The organism is Streptomyces sp. NPDC058678 (assembly GCF_042714835.1).
Lineage (GTDB): Bacteria > Actinomycetota > Actinomycetes > Streptomycetales > Streptomycetaceae > Streptomyces.
The window spans coordinates 50,669-65,491 of record NZ_JBHXSG010000047.1; the positions used below are offsets into that span (position 1 = coordinate 50,669).

A 14,823-nucleotide genomic window follows, 5' to 3' on the forward strand; every position below is an offset into this window, starting at 1 on the left:
GCGCTCACTCGCTCTCACCGCCATCGCCCTGCCAGCGTTCCCGCATCTCACGCAGCGCCTCGGCCTGGCGTAGCCGCTCCGCATCGGGGGTTGCACCGCGCATGGCGCGCGCCAGATCGGGATCCACGCGCGCGACGTTCTCGATGGTCTGCCGCCCAAGTTCCGCGGGATCGTTGAGCAGCCGCCGCAATGCCTCGTTCGGGCCCGAGAGGCCGGACGCCACCGGTGCAGACGATGGGCCGGCGGCGGCATGGGGGGATGTGGGTGCTGCCATAGCAGTGGGACGGGGTCCGGCCGTCGTGGCGCGCGACTGTGCCGCCCCTGCGGTACCCGTCGTGCCACGCCCCGTGGTGCGCGGCAGGCGACGGCCGCTGAAGGCGCCCGTCTGGCTGCTGTCGTCGCTGTGCTGGCGAATGGCACGGGACATCTCCCGGCCCGTCTCGGCCCAGGCTCGGCCGTCCTCGCGGATGGTGTTGCCCCACACCCGCACCTGCTGGCGAGCATCCTGGGAGTAGCGCGAGCCCCCTGACCGTGCGCGGCGGACGTTGGCCGGCAGACCCACCGTGGTCCCGTAGGCGGCGCGGCCGCCCCGGTCGAGGATGCGGTAGCCGCGGAAGCGGACCAGACGGTTGTGGGCGCGGGTGGACAGCAGGGTGCGGTCGGTGTTCTGGTCGTGCAGCACCTGGCCGGAGTCGCGGTCGACGACCTGGCCGTCGGCGTTGCGGTACCGGTCGGGCGGGCCGCCGGGCCTGCGCGGGCCGCCACTGCCAGAACCGCCCGACCCATTACCCGGCGGGCCCCCCACGGCGGAGTCGCCTTCCGCGGTGGGCTTTTGCCACTTGGCCAGCTGCTCATTGTCCGGGCGCCTGCCGATCAGTAGCCAGCCTGCGCCCTTCGTGCCGAGCCGCGCTCCGAGACCCCCGACGGCTGCCGCCGCCGTGAGCGGAGCAAGCCCGCGCCCGGCTTCGGCGGTGGCGTCGGAGAGCAGCCTGCCGGTGTCCACGGGCATGCCGGAGCCGTCGACGAGCGAGGTGAGCGCGCCCATCAGCCGCTGGCGGGTGCCGAGCAGCCCGAACCGGCCGCCACCGCCGCCGGTGAAGGCTCGCAGGCCACCGCCGCGACCGCCCATTGCCGATGGGGAGTTCATGGCGAGGGCGGCGCCGAGTTCGGAGGTGTCGCCGGGCAGGTGGGTGCCGCCGACCTTGGCGTAGCGCATCCGCATCGCCATACGACGCCCGAAGGACGTGATCCCGGTCAGCAGCCTGCGGTGCCCGGCCGCACCGGCGATGGCCAGCACGTCGATCAGCAGGATCCGTTCCACCATCAGGTCGGGCCCCTCGGTGAGGGTGGCGTCGATGGCGATGCCGAAGAACGGCACGAACGCACAGATCCCGACCACGGTCAGGACGGAGATGCCCCAGATGGACAGCCACTTCCACACCGACTGCCGTGCGGGACCGGGCAGCATGCCCGCGATGAACGTGACGCCGCCGGCGGCCGCGGCCGCCGCGCAGACGCCTTGGGTGCCCAGCAGGACGATCGCGCTGGACAGCAGCATGCCGCAGATGAACGCGGCGGCGATCATGAGCAGGGCGGCGCCGCCGACCCGCCACCACGTGGGCTGTTCGGCATAGGCGGCGCACGCTTTGCCGACGTCCCCGGCCTTCTTCAGGTCGGCGAGGAAGGCAGCGAACTCCCTGTCCTCGTCGGTGACGATCGCGGAGGAGGCATCCAGCAGCTCGCCCCCGGGCGTGAGCTCCGGCAGGCCGCTGCTGGGAATGCCGCCGATGTCCCGCTCGCAGTACTCCTTGGCCGGGCCGTAGACCAGACTGCAGGCGTCCTTCCTCTTGTTCTGCTCTTCGCAGGTCTTGCGCATCGGCGGGGCGAGCGCGTCGCACTTGGCGTCCCCGCCATCGCCGGAGGAGGCTTTGTATCCGCCGGAAACCCATTTCAGATGGACGGCGTAGGCCTTGCGGTCGCCGGTCTTGGCGGGGTCGAGGATGCGCCCGTACTGCAGCAGCATGTAGGGCTTGACGACGAGAGCGTTGGTGACCGAGTCCTGGAGTGGGCGGGCCACCTCCGTCGACGACACCGGCTGGGCTTCCTCACGCTCCAGGCACTTGGCCTCCTGCATGCCGGCCATGCCGTCGCACGGCCCGCGGCTGGCGAGCTTGCCACCCCAGTCGTAGGAGTTGACACTCTGCTGCGCGACGTCGGCGGCCACCTGCTGGGCCTGCCCCAACGGCCCGTCCTGAGCGAGCAGCGTGTCGGGGCGGATGAGGGCCGAGGCGGCGATCGCCCCGATGAGCAGGGTCAGGAAGATCTCGCCCAGACCACGGCCGACGCGACCACGCACGATCATGAAACCGGCGAAGACGAACGCCCAGGCCAGCAAGAGCCCCTTCAGCCCGAGCGTGTCGACGACCACGACGTCGTAGGTGTCGGCGATCTTCTGCGCCGGGCGGGTGAGGATCTTCAGCAGCGGGAACCGGAAGGCGACCTCGATCGCCCACCCGGCCAGCCCAACGAGCAGCCGGATCATGGTGAACAGCCCGGACAGGGCGAAGGCGAGGGCCTGCGTTTTGAAGGCGACGATGGAGCCGCCCTCGGCGTTCAGGTCGTACCCATCGATCAACACGCCCTCGGACGAGTAGATGTTCAGCGGGGCGAGCAGGTCTCCGGTCTCGCTGTTGCTGCTGGCCGCATACACGACCTGGCTGTTCACCATGACGAACACCCCGGTGAGCAGCAGGACGAAGCCGCCTGAGCGCAGCGCGCCGCGGTCTGGACGCCACATCTCAAGCCCGCCCTTGCCTCGTAGGTGTTCGGCGTCGCCAGATCACCAGCGCGCCTACCGCTGTCGTGGCCGGCAGCAGCTTCCACGTGGCGGCATCACCGCCGTGCTGTTTGGATCCGGCGCTCGCGGCGTGGCGGCCGCGCTCGCAGTACGCCTTGGCCGGACCGGCTATCCGATCGCACGAATCAGCGGGCGCCTTGTCGGTCTCGGCTGCGAAGGCATGTCCGGTGCGCGGCCACCACATCTCCGGCAGGCTCACCCCGAGCGCCAGGCCGAGCACGCCGACGGCGACGGCGAGCACCGTAAGAGCGCTCGCGGCTGCGGCAAGTCGCCGGGCGCGGCTGGGTGCGAAAGGGGTCATCGAAGGTCCTTCAGACGGTCGCCGCCTGTGGCTGCGCCGGCGAGCGGTGCGGACCCGGGCGGTGGTGCGGGGTCCGGTGTGGTGGTGCGGCGTCCGGGTGTGGTGGTGATGGAGGTGGTGATGCGCGGGATGCGGGGGATGACGACCTTGACGCGGCCGGTGTTCTGCCGCGGGCACGCGATGAGGAACTCGCCTTCGCGGCCGCGTTGTCCGACGGGGGACAGGCTCGTGGTCACCAGCCGCAGCAACTCGGGGTCTCCCGAGTCGAGGCCGAGGAACTCCAGCCCGCGGCGGGCGCGGTCACGGTCCGCGGTGCGGGCGAGCGCCCGGTAGGCCATCAGCCCGCGGTCGGGGCCGAGTTCCTCGGCGTCGTGGGATCCGGCGATCAGGCCGGCGCCGTGCTTGCGGCCGTCGTGGAGGATCTCGTGGACCAGGGCGGTGCCTTCGGCGGACGAGGTGAGCCAGTACAGCTCGTCCAGCACCACGGCGGTGAACCGTTCCGGGTCCTCGAAAGCTGTCTGTCGGGCGATCGCCGCGATGAGGTAGAGGACCGCGCGGCCGATCAGGGCTTCTAGCGGCTGCTGGTGCAGGACTTCGGGCTTGTCGAACGCGGCCTTGGGCGGCAGCTTCAGACCGGTCGTCGTAATCACGATCATGTCGGAGGCGCTGGAGGCGTCCAGTCGCACGGGCGGCAGGCTCGGGTCGAACACCATCGCGGCAAGAGGGTTGCTGGCCACCACGCGGATGAGGCCGGTGAGGGTGGCGGCCGCGTCCTGCCGCTTGCCCACCTCGCGCGTGGCCATCTCCTGAAGGACCTGAAGCACGCGGTGCATGGACGGCTGGTCGCCGGCGGCGGCCTGTTCGACTGCATGGTGCAGGACCTCCCCGTTGGTGCTCATCGGGCCGATGCCGAGCTGGAGCGTGAGGTAGGACAGGGCGTAATGGCGGCCTTCGGGTCCGTCGAACATGCGCAGCGGGTCGATGGACACCTCGGCCTGGGCGGCGTCGATGATCTGGCAGCGGCCCGCGGCCGCGGTGCGGGCGAAGCTCGCCCACTCCCGCACCGGGGTGCGGTCGATGCAGATTGCGACCCCGCCGCGCGCCCACACCGCTTCAGAGATCAGCTTCTCCAGGACGCTCTTGCCGGCGCCGAGATCGCCGATGATCCCCATGGAGGCGGAGGCGTCCTGCTTCGGCGCGTCCGCCACGTTGATCATCACAGGGCGGGTGGTGCCGCAGTCCAGGTCGAGGCCGAGGAACATCCCGTTCGGGTCGCCGACCTCGCAGGCGGTGAAGGCCCCGCCCAACGCCCAGTCCTCGCTGACCTGATGCTGGGTGAACTCCCGCACTACCCCGGGATGTACGGTGCCGGGCAGCCCGAGGGTGAACAAGGCCTCTTGCAGCCCGGCGGGGCGCACGGCCCGGTAGTCGGCGCCGCCGAGCAGCGCGGTAAGGGCTCGGGCGCGGGCGTCGCAGACGGCGGCGGTCGGCCCCCACACGGTCAGGACCGTCACCGACTGGACCTCGACCTCCACGCTGGTGCGCGACAGGCGCGCGTCCAGCTCGCCCAGGTCGCGGGCGGCGTCGGTCAGCGAGGCCGGCATGCCGGTGGGGCGTGCGTCGTACTGGTCGGCCTGATCGACCAGTTCGTTCTTCTTGCGCCGCACCTGGTCCCGGGCCTTGTCGGCCGGCACCAGGGTGAGGTCGACGGTGTAGTCGACGGGAAAGTCCAGGGTCTCCAGCTGCGCGAACAGGTCAGCTGCGTTCTGGCTCACGGCAGGCGGGCACTCGGCGAGCGCCAACTGCGCCTGATAGCCCACCCCGGCGTCGCACTCCACCTGCAGCCACCGCCGCTTGAGCGGCGAGGACGTCCCCAGCCGCCACCACGCCGTGCGTCCCGTCCGGCCGACCCGGTCAGCGCCCGACAGGTCCTCGTAGTCGAGGTCGGGATCGACGCCGCCCTCCTGCAGGCGGACCTGACCGAGGTCGGCGTAGCTGGGGGAGCGCAGCACCCCCTCGCGGACCTGCCCGCCGTACAGGTCGCTGGTCTCGGCTTCGGTGAGCAGCGGCTCGGTAAGGCCGCGGTGCAGGGCGTGCTGAATCATCCACACGATCTCCGCCGGGCGGGCCGGGCGGAAGGCGACGCTGCCGGCGAGCGCAGCTTCTACCCGAGAGGCCTGCTCGCGGTAGGAGGTCACCTCACGGCGTGCCACGGGCGCGGCCCGCATGCCCAGCATCGGCGCGACGTCCGCCCACATGGCGCCGAGTGACGCGGTCACCTGTCCGCCGGCGGCGTCGTTCTGCAGCGGCACCGCCAGCCAGAGCGTGCGGCGGTGCATCTCCTGCTCGCCCAGCAGGTCCAGGGTGGCCTCGACGTTCTCCACCCACGGATGCGTACTGCCGGGCACCTGGTCGCCGGGCTCGATGCCCTCGATCATGCGCAGGGCGATCTCTCCAGGGTCGACCTGTGCGCACAGCCCGAACAGGCGCGGCGCCCCCGTCAACGAGCGGATCAAGTGCGTGATTTTCGCGAGTTGCTCGTCGCGGACCGCGGCCGGGACGTAGGTGCCCTGGACGGTCTCCTCGCGCTGGCCGCGCGCGTCCGGTCCAGGGTGCAGCCGGTAGAGCGCCCACACGCTGCCGTGTGTCGACCAGACGAGGTGTCCGGCGATGTGACGGATCGGCACCCTCACCTCGCACCCCCCGCCTGTTCGGCGAGGGCGAGCAACTGCTGGACGCCCGACACCGGCCCCACCGACGCCGGGTGCGCCTGCGGCGCCGGGCGCGGCCGCGCGAAGGGACGGGCCGACAGGCCCCGGTGCGCCTTGCGGCCGGCAGCAGGCTGGTCGACGCGGGGCGTGGCCATGCCCGGGACAGCTGGAGCAGCCTCCTCGAGGGTGAAACCGCCGAGCAGGGGACGGGACATGCGGTCCCGGGCGGCGCTGCCGCCCATCCGTCCGCCCTGCGGCTGCCAGGCGAGCAGCACCCAGCCCAGCGCCGCCTGCAACGGAGCGCGACCCTTGATCTTCGGTCGGCGTACCGCCCAGACCGTCAGGACCCAGGCCACGATCGGCACCGGGCCCATCCACGACCACCAGCTGATCGTCTTGACGAGCAGGAAGCCGCCGCCGACAGCAACCGCGATCTGTGCCGGTGTGTAGGGGCCGAGCGGGATCTTCCAGTCGGCGACCTTGCCAAGCACCCACGGGTGTCGGCGGGCGGAGGTGTAGAAGCGGCCCACCCGCCCCGCGGCCGTGGCGCTCACAGCCAGCCTCCCGGGCCGTCAAAGTGCATGCGGGCGAGCGGGTCAGGTCCGCGCAGGGTGCCGGGCACGGCGGGAGCGCCCTTGGACGGGTTCTTCACCTCGTCGGTGAACATGTCCGCCAGGTCGTTACGGGAGTCGTACAGCCCCAACGCGATGATCATCAGCAGCAGGGCACCGATCCCGGCCTTCAGACTGAACTTTTGGATCATGATGACGACGACCAGGACGATCAGACCGGCCTGTAGACCCTTGGTCGCCCAGTCCTCGAACATGGTGATCCAGCTGTCGCCGAGGTCGTCCAGCTGCCCAGCGAGCATCAGGCCGTGCACCGCGATCACCGGGCACCCCCGTCCCGGGCGGTTCCGGACTCCAGTGCCGCGACTTCCCAGCGGCCGGAGCGGGACTCGAGAGCGACGTCGTACGCCAGCGGCCAGCGCCCGGCGCCATCGCGGGCTTCGACCTGGACGCGGACGCGGACCTTCGTGCCGTCGGGCGGCACCTGCTCGGCAGCTGCGGCCTCCTCGGCGCCCCACACCTCCTGGACGGTGACTGCGGTGTAGGCGGTGGGGGAGACCGGCGACAGCTTCACGCCGGGTGCGAGGTAGCGGTCCACCTCCCCGGCTCCCGTCAGGTACGCGCCGAAGAACTCGCCGACGGCCAAGGACAGATCGCCGTCGGACGGAACGCTCACGCCGTACGGCGACTTGGCCACCGCGGCGCGCGCCGGGCCGGCCACTACACCGGGGGCGCCGGTCACGGTGACCGAGGCGCCGCTCGCGTCGGCGGTCACCGGGACGACGAAGTAGCGCAGGCGTCCGTCGGCGTATTGCGCAGCCACGGTCACGGCCCACTCGTCGGCGTCGCGCTGCGCGCTACGCACGGCGGTCACCGATGCCGGCTTCGGCTGCGCACTGGCGCCCGGATCCGGCAGATCGACGTCAGGTGCGAGGGCCCGCGCAAGCCGCGCCTGCGCACTGCCGACGTCGTCGGCACTGCTGCGCAACCACGCGTCGACGAACACCTGCGCATAGCCCGCCGGGCTGGCGGTGGCCGCCACGGTGCGCACGGTGGTCGGCTTGTCCGAAGGGGCGGCCGCGACGGTGGTCGGGCCGGACATGACCGCGACGCCCAGGGCGACGGGACCGGCCGCGATCGCGGTGAACAGGGCCAAGCGCGACAGGCGGACGCGCCGCCTCATCTTCTCCAGCTCGACACCTGCGGCCATCGGGGGAGCGGCGTCGCTCGCCGAGGCCTGCTTGCCAGGGGACATGGTCAAACTCCCAGGTCAGAACGTGTACTTGCTGACCTTGAGAAAACCCGCCGACCCCGACCCGACCACCAACCACGAGACCCCGACCACGGTCACGATGGGGATACGAAGCTCATGGTCGGGGTCATGGTCGGCCCAACCACGGGCCCGACCACGGGCCAATGGGGGGCAGCCCGTGTTCACCGCAGTGCCCGCCAGCTCCCCGACGGCGACGGCGCACACACCCGCTCGCCGCACCGCGCCCGAGTGCGCAGAAGGACACCACCAGACCCGCGAGGGCGGCTGCGCGTCCGGGCACCCGGCTGTGCGCAAGACGACATCGGGCTCTCCCGGCCGTACTGCGCAACCGCTGAACGCAACCCGACTGCGCACGACCCTCGCTCGGTTGCGCAGCCCGATTGCGCAACGCCCAGCCGAGGCTGCGCAATCGAGGTACGCACCCACTGCGCACCGTGCTGGGCAGGCATGGTCGGCCCGACCACGGCAGCTAGAAGGGCTGCGTTGCCGGATCGTGACCGGTGGTCGGGGGTTGTGGCCGTCAGCCTGGTCGGGGTCGGCAGATGAGCTGACGGCATGGAACGCAGGTACGCCTCCCGTCCGTCGCCCACTGGCCGCCCCACTCCGGTGGGCACGGTGCGCTGCCGTGGCCACCGCACGCGGCCTGTGCCCAAGGCGGCACGATGAGCGGCTTCGGAGCCGTGGTCCGCCGTGGGGTGATGGCCGCCGATCAGTTCACGCAGATCGCCAACGGGTTGTTCCGCGACAGCCGGATCTCGTACCGGGCGAAGGGCCTCTTCGGCTACATCAGCACGCACCGGAACGGGTGGCTGGTGACTATCGCTGCCCTCGTCGCCCTGGGCCCCGATGGGCGAGACGCCGTGCGGGCGGGGCTGAACGAGCTGGAGGAGTTCGGCTACCTGGTCCGCGATCGTGTGCGCCGTCCGAACGGCACCCTCGGAGAGATCGTCTACAGCATCACCGACCGTCCCGCCGCCCCGGATGTTCCGCCCATCGACCCGGCGTCGACACAGGACGTCCGGGAGCCCAGCAGCGACGCCGGGTTCGGCGTTGGGATCCGCCGCGGCGTGATGGCGGGAGACCAGTTCACGCAGATCGCCAACGCGCTGTTCCGCGACAGCCGCATCTCCTTCAAGGCCAAGGGGCTGTTCGGCTACATCAGCACCCATCGGGACGGCTGGCAGATCACCGTCGCCAATCTGGCCCGACACGGCCGCGAACGCGTCGACGCGGTGACCACCGGCCTGGAGGAACTGGAAAGGCACGGATTCCTGCTGCGGGAGCGCGACCGCAGCACCGACGGCACGCTCGGCCAGGCCCTGTACTTCATCACCGACCTGCCCGCCCTGCAAAACCCCAGCTCACAACCAGAGTCGGGTTATCCAGGATTGGCTAAGCCAGTGTTGGCTGATCCCGGCACTAAGAACACCATCGTTAAGAAGACCAACAAGCAGAAGACCAACCCCCTCCCTCCGTGCGACCGGAGCGACGTCGCGCGCACGCCCGAAGGGACGGACCGGCCGGACACACCAGCGTCCCCGCCGGCCGCGCTTCCGACGGATGAGATGCACCCGGGGATCCAGCTGCTGCTTGAAATCGGAGCGAGCCGTCCGGAACTCCTGCTGACCGGGAAGGTGCTGACCGATCAGGGCCGTGTGGCAACGGTGATGCTGGAGGCCGGCTGGAGCAGCGAGCAGCTGCGCCATGTCATCACCGACCGGCCGTTGCCGCAGCCGGTGCGCACCTCGGTCGGTGCGATCATCGCCGCCCGCCTGCGAGCCGCACAGGCCTACCCGCCGCCCGCCACGCTGCATCGCCCTCACCCCTGCGGTGACGCTGTGGAGGACGAGTCGCCCGCCTGGCCGTCGGCCGAGCGGTCGTCCACAGCGTCCGCGGCCCGCACGGTGACCGAGGCCCTGACCTACCGGGCGCTCGTCGAATGCGCTGGCTGCGGCATTCCCGGAACTGCCCCCGGCGAAGACCTCTGCCCGGCCTGCCTGGGCTGGCCGCTGTGCCGAACCTGCCCTGGACCCACTCCCCGGCGCGCCCGCCCCGACGGCGACGGCCGCTGCACCACCTGCGCCACCGCATCCACCACCTTGCTGGAAGGAAGCACCGCATGACCACCTACGCGCCGCCGACGGCCGGGACCGTTCAGCAGCTGACCCCGTTCGGGCAGCAGCCGCAGCGCTGGGAGAGGAAACGGTCCCGCGCCGTGCGCGGCGGGCACGTCTGCTGCGGCTCCGATTGTGCGGCCGGCTGCGAACCTGTCCTGATCCGTGAACGGACGGGATGGGGGTGGATCGACTGGACGGTCCCGGCCGATGGCAGCCTGCCCGAACACCCGCACCGGATCGCCGTGTTCACCCCGCTCACGACTCGGCCCCAGCGCCTGGCCCTGCGCTGGCTGGCCCGACGACCGGCACACCGGATCCGCCTCGTCACAGTGGCCATACGGCCGGCCACCACCGTCGTCACGGCACTCACCCTGGTGGCGGCCGCCCTTGCGCTCATGCACGGCGTCCCCCTCAGCATCGTGCTGCCGGCGGCCGCCTTGGGCGCGTATCGAGTCGTGATCAATCTGCAGAATCACCTTCGTGGCGGGGTGTGGCCCGCGTTCCCGGTGTGAGGCGCTGTTGATTCGAGCGAAGGCGGAGGGCGGGAGCTGCTCTGACATCGGGCCGCACCAGGACCGCCAAACAGTGCGGGTCCGGTAAGCGTGCTGGAGAGGAGCGCCGCCACTGCCCCTGCTGCTGAACGGCGCGTAGCATGTCCGGGCATGACGCTGCTGCCGAACCTGCCTCAGAACACGGCGCTGCTCGAGCTGTTGCGGGAGCAGGGTGTTGCGCAGGTGCACGGTGCCTATGCTTACGAGGGGTGGGAGCTGCATACCCACCCCGATCTGGTCGAGAGACTTGAGGACCTTGCTCCCCGCTGGCCCGTCCTGGCGACCTTCGGGACACCGGTGCTTGGAGCCAAGGGCATCGCCGCGGTCGTCGCCTGGGGTATGGGCATGCTGTTGGTGCGTCTTCCCGAGGCGCCGACCGAGCCTCTGGAGCCCGCAGGGCCCTGTCCGCCCCTGACGGATCCGGGCCAGGGCTGGTACTCGGTCTGCCCCTGGCAGAGCGAGCTTCCTTCGGCGGAGTCCAAGCGCCTGCTGTCGGCGCTGGTCCAGCATGCGCTCTCGTATGCGGCGAGCCTGTCGGAGGACGACAGCATCGACTGGCAGGGGCGCCCGGTGCAGGCACCGGACACGCACAGCGGTAAGGCCAAGGGCAGACGCCCCAGCAAGCACAAGGGCGGACGCGGACGACGGCGCTAGTTTGTGTAGCGGGGGCGTGATCAACGGGGCGTCCGGGTCAGGTCTTTGATCCAGATGACCGAGGCGCGCAGTTGGAGGCCGGCGAGGTAGCTCTCCGGGGTCTTGTCATACCGAGTGACGACGCCTCGCCAGGCCTTGAGCTTGTTGATCAGCCGCTCGACGGTGTCCCGCTCCTTGTACAGGCCTGCGTCGTAGCTGACGGGCCGGCCACCCCTGGGGCCCTTCTTCTTCCGGTTGGCGGCCTGGTCCCGCTTCTCCGGAATGACGGAATTGATGCCGCGTCTGCGCAGGTGGACGCGGTTGCCGCGGGACGAATAGGCCTTGTCCCCTGCGACGGCTTCGGGCCGGGTGCGGGGGCGGCCGACGGGCCCACGGACCCGGATCTTCCTCAGCACGGGGATGAACTGCGGGCTGTCCGCGGCCTGGCCCGCAGTCAGGATGAACGCAAGCGGGCGGCACTTGCGGTCGGCGGCGGGGTGGACCTTGCTGGTCTGCCCACCCCGCGAGCGTCCCAGGAGGGCGGCCTTCAGCCGGAGCTTTCGGCGCCGCCGGATGCGTCGTCGCTCCTCCTGCTCGGGCTCCGCTTCGACATCCCGTCCGTTTTGTTCTTCGAGGCTGCCCCCTTTGACCTGGCCTTCTCCTCCTCGGCGGCAGCGTCCTCCAAGGCGGTGAGCACGTCCGTGCTCAGGTGCATCCCAGCGGCGTCGTGGTGGGACCGCGCGGTGGTGGAGTCGATGCTGACCAGGGACAGGTCCACCTCGCCCCGCTTCGCGGCTTCCGCAATCAGGCCCTCCAGGAGGTTCTCGAATACGCCGGCGTCACGCCACTGCCGGAAGCGGTTGGAGATGGTCGACCAGGCGCCGAACTCCTGCGGCATCTCCCGCCACTGTGCGCCGGTCTTGAACCGCCAGATCACTCCCTCGAACTGCTGCCGCAGGCGCTCGGGGTACGGGCCATACTCGCCGATTGGCAGGTACGGATCGATGAACTCCCACTGCTCGTCCGTCAGTTGCACTCGCGTCACGCAAGACGATCTACCGGATCACACCTCGGAGCGAGGCCGGAACCCGCAAATTGATCATGACTCGATACGCGCCCTAGCCCCGCTGCTCGTGGAGCACCTGCCCGACCGGTTCGATACCCGCGCCGGCGAGAACGCCCGGATCATCGAGGACGAAGCCGCCTGCCGCTACCTACAGTAGGTAAAGCTGCGGCTCGTGACCTGGGGGGCAGCCCTCCCTCCCCAAGATGCAACCCGAGTGAGGGAAGCGCACGATGAGAAAAGGGCACCCCCTCTGGAGGTGATCAGGATGCGACGTTTACTCACCGCCGCAGCGGCCCTGGCTCTTCCAATTTCCCTCGTAGGAGCGCCAGCTGTAGCGGCATCGCACGGCACTTCTGCGACCGCCACAGTGACCAGAGCCCAGGCCGCACACACGTTGAATGGTCCAACAACCCTCGTAGCCCAGGGACCGGACGACGTATGCAACTACACCGATAGTCGACCGAGCCTTCGCCTAGGGTCATCCGGGGCAGCAGTCCAACAAGCCCAGTGCTACCTGAATCAGGCGATCGGCGCTGGCCTGGACGAGGACGGAGACTTTGGCCGAGTCACGCAATCCGCGACGATGGACTTTCAGCGGTGTGCTGGCATCGTCGTCGACGACCGCATCGGGGCCCAGACTTGGTCATTCCTTTCCTTCTGGGCCAATGCGCCAGGCGCTCCCTTCTGCTGACGGGCCCGGAACAACTCTGTACCAGGGCGCGACGCCGCACCATGAGTGATCGGCGTGCGATCCTCACTGGTTGAGCCCAAGGTCCCAAAAGCGAAGTGAGCGACCCTGCCCAAGGGGGCTCATGATGCTCGGGAAGCTAGCTTCGTGCTTCGGGACAGTAGTTCTCTTCTATCGAATACCCAAGGACGGAGTTTCCAGATTGGGTGCGACTCGTGCGATCACGGTTCAGCAGGGAGCAAGAGGAGGAGGTAAATAATGGTGCCATAGCGCTGAATAACCAGCTCACAGAGAGGTACAGGGCCTGTCCTGACGAGCAATTTATTCTCGTCGGATATTCGGAGGGAGCGTGGGTGATTCACCTCTATCTCAAAAATCTAGGCACTAGAGTCCTCGATAGAATCGCCGGTGTCGCACTGCTCGGTGATCCCCAGTACGCCCGAACTGGCGTTATTCCGAAGTTGTACCCAAACCATGCGATCACTCCTTACTTCCCTCCCGCCGTCGAGGGTAGGGCCGCCAGTTGGTGTGTCTCGTACAACCTTCCAACCGTAAATCGCACTGTATTTGATCCCATCTGCCATTTCTCCGGATTCAGCATAACAAACTGCCTGAAGGCCGCTCAGGGCGCGCTTGATGAAATTTGGTGCCCACATCTCCGCTATGTGGAGACGGGCGGAACCAGGCGGGCTGCCGACTTCCTCGTCGGTGTGAGCTGAAGAGGTGAGAGAACCTTCCTGTGTCAACGCTCGGCCTCCACGCAAGGAGCGTGATGGAATGATGTCAGAGACGGTTAAGTGTCCGCATTGCGATGCGGTGGCCGCGCAGGAAGATTCCTTCTGCGCCATTTGCGGACGACGGATTAGACCGGAAGGCACCATTGGCGCGCGCGACTCGATAACGGTCTCAGATTCGGAGGCCGTGACCCCCGCCGCTCCGAGGCGTGAGCGTGCTAACCAAGCAGAGATCAGTTCGAACGCTCTTTATGCAGAGTACGATTCCCGGAAGCTCACCGTGCTGACAGGGTATGCAGCGGGCGTCATCGGCTTCCCTATCGGATTGCACAGACTGTACGCCGGGAAGCCGCTATGGTGGATCTATTTGATCCTTTTCATTCTAGGTGCCATCGGAAGCCTCATATTCGTCGGTTTCGTCTTCTTTGGAATCATGTTCACCTGGTGGATTGTTGACATGGCATTGATGAAAGGGTGGGTTGAGAAGTATAATCAGACTCTTCGCTTCCAGATATTCAACCGGGCACGGGAAGCCCAAATGAATCCCCACTCGGACTGGGGGACGCGAGTCGCCTGACACTTATTGCGGCGGAATCCCGATATTATATCGGATGACGCGGCTTGGGGTCAGAAAGATCAGATCATTCGGGGGTCAGCGGTGGCAGGCCAAGCGCGACTTCATTGCACGAACGGACATACTCCGCCACCGGAAAAGGCGGCGGCTGAGTTCTGCACAGTTTGCGGCGCCCCCATAGTGATCACTTGCCCCAACGGTCACGAGGTCAGGCCAGCCCCCTACTGCAGCGTGTGCGGTGCATCCTGGCCTTCCAATGATCTACCCAGCAGTGACGCTTCTCCTGAACCGTCACCGACCGGTCCACATAAGCCCCGACGTGTCCCACCGGTCCTCCTGATCGTCGGAGCAGTGCTATTGGCCATACTTGTCGGTGCCGGGGCCTATGTCGGCATCTCACGGCTCGACAACTCAGACTCAAGTTCCGAGCCGCGCCCGTCCACGCAGACGGCGCCGAGTCCGCAGACGCCCTCGGCGCCGGCCGCCAACGAGGTCCCCCAGGAATACCTCGGCAGCTGGGACAGCAGCATCGACAACGCCACGGGGCACCACACCCGCCGTCTAGTCATCCAGCAAGGCGGGGTCGGCGACACAGTGCTCTTGCTCACAGCGGACGGCCCCACCAAAGACGGCGGCACGTACCACTGCGGCTTCACAGCCGAGTTGGTCTCAGCGCCCACGGGTGACGGTCCTCTCCGCATCGGGCCGACCGCGGTGACCGTGGCTGAACCGGTGTCAGCCTGCACTCC

The 14,823-nt window shown here is 68.9% G+C and carries 12 protein-coding genes and 1 pseudogene; 6 read left to right on the top strand and 7 right to left on the bottom strand.

Translation table 11 applies throughout. The features are described from left to right. Positions 1–4: 4 nt before the first annotated feature. Genes ACFWWR_RS33815 through ACFWWR_RS33840 form a run of 6 tightly spaced genes read right to left on the bottom strand, consistent with a single transcriptional unit; the run spans position 5 to position 7,693 of the window. Positions 5–2,797: a hypothetical protein gene (locus ACFWWR_RS33815; protein ID WP_384307285.1), complete on the bottom strand. Its 2,793-nt coding sequence runs from the start codon at positions 2,795–2,797 to the stop codon at positions 5–7. A gap of 1 nt (position 2,798) precedes the next feature. Beyond that, on the bottom strand, positions 2,799–3,158 hold the full coding sequence (locus tag ACFWWR_RS33820) for a hypothetical protein (RefSeq protein WP_383872238.1): 360 nt from the start codon (positions 3,156–3,158) through the stop codon (positions 2,799–2,801). Further along, a complete protein-coding gene (locus tag ACFWWR_RS33825; protein WP_384307287.1) occupies positions 3,155–5,851 on the bottom strand; it encodes an ATP-binding protein in 2,697 nt (898 codons plus the stop codon). The genes ACFWWR_RS33820 and ACFWWR_RS33825 overlap by 4 nt, the downstream gene beginning before the upstream one ends. Continuing rightward, positions 5,848–6,423: a hypothetical protein gene (locus tag ACFWWR_RS33830; protein ID WP_383872244.1), complete on the bottom strand. Its 576-nt coding sequence runs from the start codon at positions 6,421–6,423 to the stop codon at positions 5,848–5,850. Before ACFWWR_RS33830 ends, ACFWWR_RS33825 begins: the two co-directional genes overlap by 4 nt. Continuing rightward, positions 6,420–6,740, bottom strand: coding sequence for a hypothetical protein (locus tag ACFWWR_RS33835; protein WP_383872274.1), 321 nt, complete (start codon positions 6,738–6,740; stop codon positions 6,420–6,422). Before ACFWWR_RS33835 ends, ACFWWR_RS33830 begins: the two co-directional genes overlap by 4 nt. Positions 6,741–6,757: 17 nt before the next feature. Next, positions 6,758–7,693 (bottom strand): conjugal transfer protein, encoded by a 936-nt coding sequence (locus ACFWWR_RS33840; protein ID WP_383872247.1) that lies wholly within the window; start codon positions 7,691–7,693, stop codon positions 6,758–6,760. A 680-nt stretch (positions 7,694–8,373) separates the two neighbouring features. Between ACFWWR_RS33840 and ACFWWR_RS33845 the strand changes: the two genes are divergently transcribed. From ACFWWR_RS33845 to ACFWWR_RS33855, 3 genes are all read left to right on the top strand, one after another. Then, positions 8,374–9,834 carry a hypothetical protein gene (locus ACFWWR_RS33845; RefSeq protein WP_383872249.1) on the top strand — a complete coding sequence of 487 codons (1,461 nt, stop codon included), beginning with the start codon at positions 8,374–8,376 and terminating at the stop codon, positions 9,832–9,834. Continuing rightward, positions 9,831–10,340 (top strand): hypothetical protein, encoded by a 510-nt coding sequence (locus tag ACFWWR_RS33850; protein ID WP_383872252.1) that lies wholly within the window; start codon positions 9,831–9,833, stop codon positions 10,338–10,340. The genes ACFWWR_RS33845 and ACFWWR_RS33850 overlap by 4 nt, the downstream gene beginning before the upstream one ends. A gap of 150 nt (positions 10,341–10,490) precedes the next feature. After that, positions 10,491–11,033: a hypothetical protein gene (locus ACFWWR_RS33855; RefSeq protein WP_383872254.1), complete on the top strand. Its 543-nt coding sequence runs from the start codon at positions 10,491–10,493 to the stop codon at positions 11,031–11,033. A gap of 20 nt (positions 11,034–11,053) precedes the next feature. Here ACFWWR_RS33855 and ACFWWR_RS33860 read toward each other — a convergent pair. Further along, positions 11,054–12,057, bottom strand: a pseudogene (locus ACFWWR_RS33860) (IS5 family transposase). A gap of 286 nt (positions 12,058–12,343) precedes the next feature. On the opposite strand from ACFWWR_RS33860, the gene ACFWWR_RS33865 reads away from it, so the two are divergent. From ACFWWR_RS33865 to ACFWWR_RS33875, 3 genes are all read left to right on the top strand, one after another. Beyond that, entirely contained in the window at positions 12,344–12,769 is a 426-nt protein-coding gene (locus ACFWWR_RS33865; RefSeq protein WP_383872257.1) for a peptidoglycan-binding protein, read from the top strand. 203 nt (positions 12,770–12,972) lie between these two features. After that, entirely contained in the window at positions 12,973–13,485 is a 513-nt protein-coding gene (locus ACFWWR_RS33870) for a cutinase family protein (RefSeq protein WP_384307290.1), read from the top strand. Positions 13,486–13,543: 58 nt separating this feature from the next. Then, a complete protein-coding gene (locus tag ACFWWR_RS33875) occupies positions 13,544–14,077 on the top strand; it encodes a hypothetical protein (protein ID WP_383872262.1) in 534 nt (177 codons plus the stop codon). The last annotated feature ends 746 nt before the right edge of the window (positions 14,078–14,823 follow it).

What these genes read in the sequence shown, in the direction of transcription:
- ACFWWR_RS33815 (WP_384307285.1), bottom strand. Translation starts at nt 2,797, where the DNA reads ATGTGGCGTCCAGACCGCGGCGCGCTGCGCTCAGGCGGCTTCGTCCTG.
- ACFWWR_RS33820 (WP_383872238.1), bottom strand. Translation starts at nt 3,158, where the DNA reads ATGACCCCTTTCGCACCCAGCCGCGCCCGGCGACTTGCCGCAGCCGCG.
- ACFWWR_RS33835 (WP_383872274.1), bottom strand. Translation starts at nt 6,740, where the DNA reads ATGCTCGCTGGGCAGCTGGACGACCTCGGCGACAGCTGGATCACCATG.
- ACFWWR_RS33840 (WP_383872247.1), bottom strand. Translation starts at nt 7,693, where the DNA reads ATGTCCCCTGGCAAGCAGGCCTCGGCGAGCGACGCCGCTCCCCCGATG.
- ACFWWR_RS33845 (WP_383872249.1), top strand. Translation starts at nt 8,374, where the DNA reads ATGAGCGGCTTCGGAGCCGTGGTCCGCCGTGGGGTGATGGCCGCCGAT.
- ACFWWR_RS33850 (WP_383872252.1), top strand. Translation starts at nt 9,831, where the DNA reads ATGACCACCTACGCGCCGCCGACGGCCGGGACCGTTCAGCAGCTGACC.
- ACFWWR_RS33855 (WP_383872254.1), top strand. Translation starts at nt 10,491, where the DNA reads ATGACGCTGCTGCCGAACCTGCCTCAGAACACGGCGCTGCTCGAGCTG.
- ACFWWR_RS33865 (WP_383872257.1), top strand. Translation starts at nt 12,344, where the DNA reads ATGCGACGTTTACTCACCGCCGCAGCGGCCCTGGCTCTTCCAATTTCC.
- ACFWWR_RS33875 (WP_383872262.1), top strand. Translation starts at nt 13,544, where the DNA reads ATGATGTCAGAGACGGTTAAGTGTCCGCATTGCGATGCGGTGGCCGCG.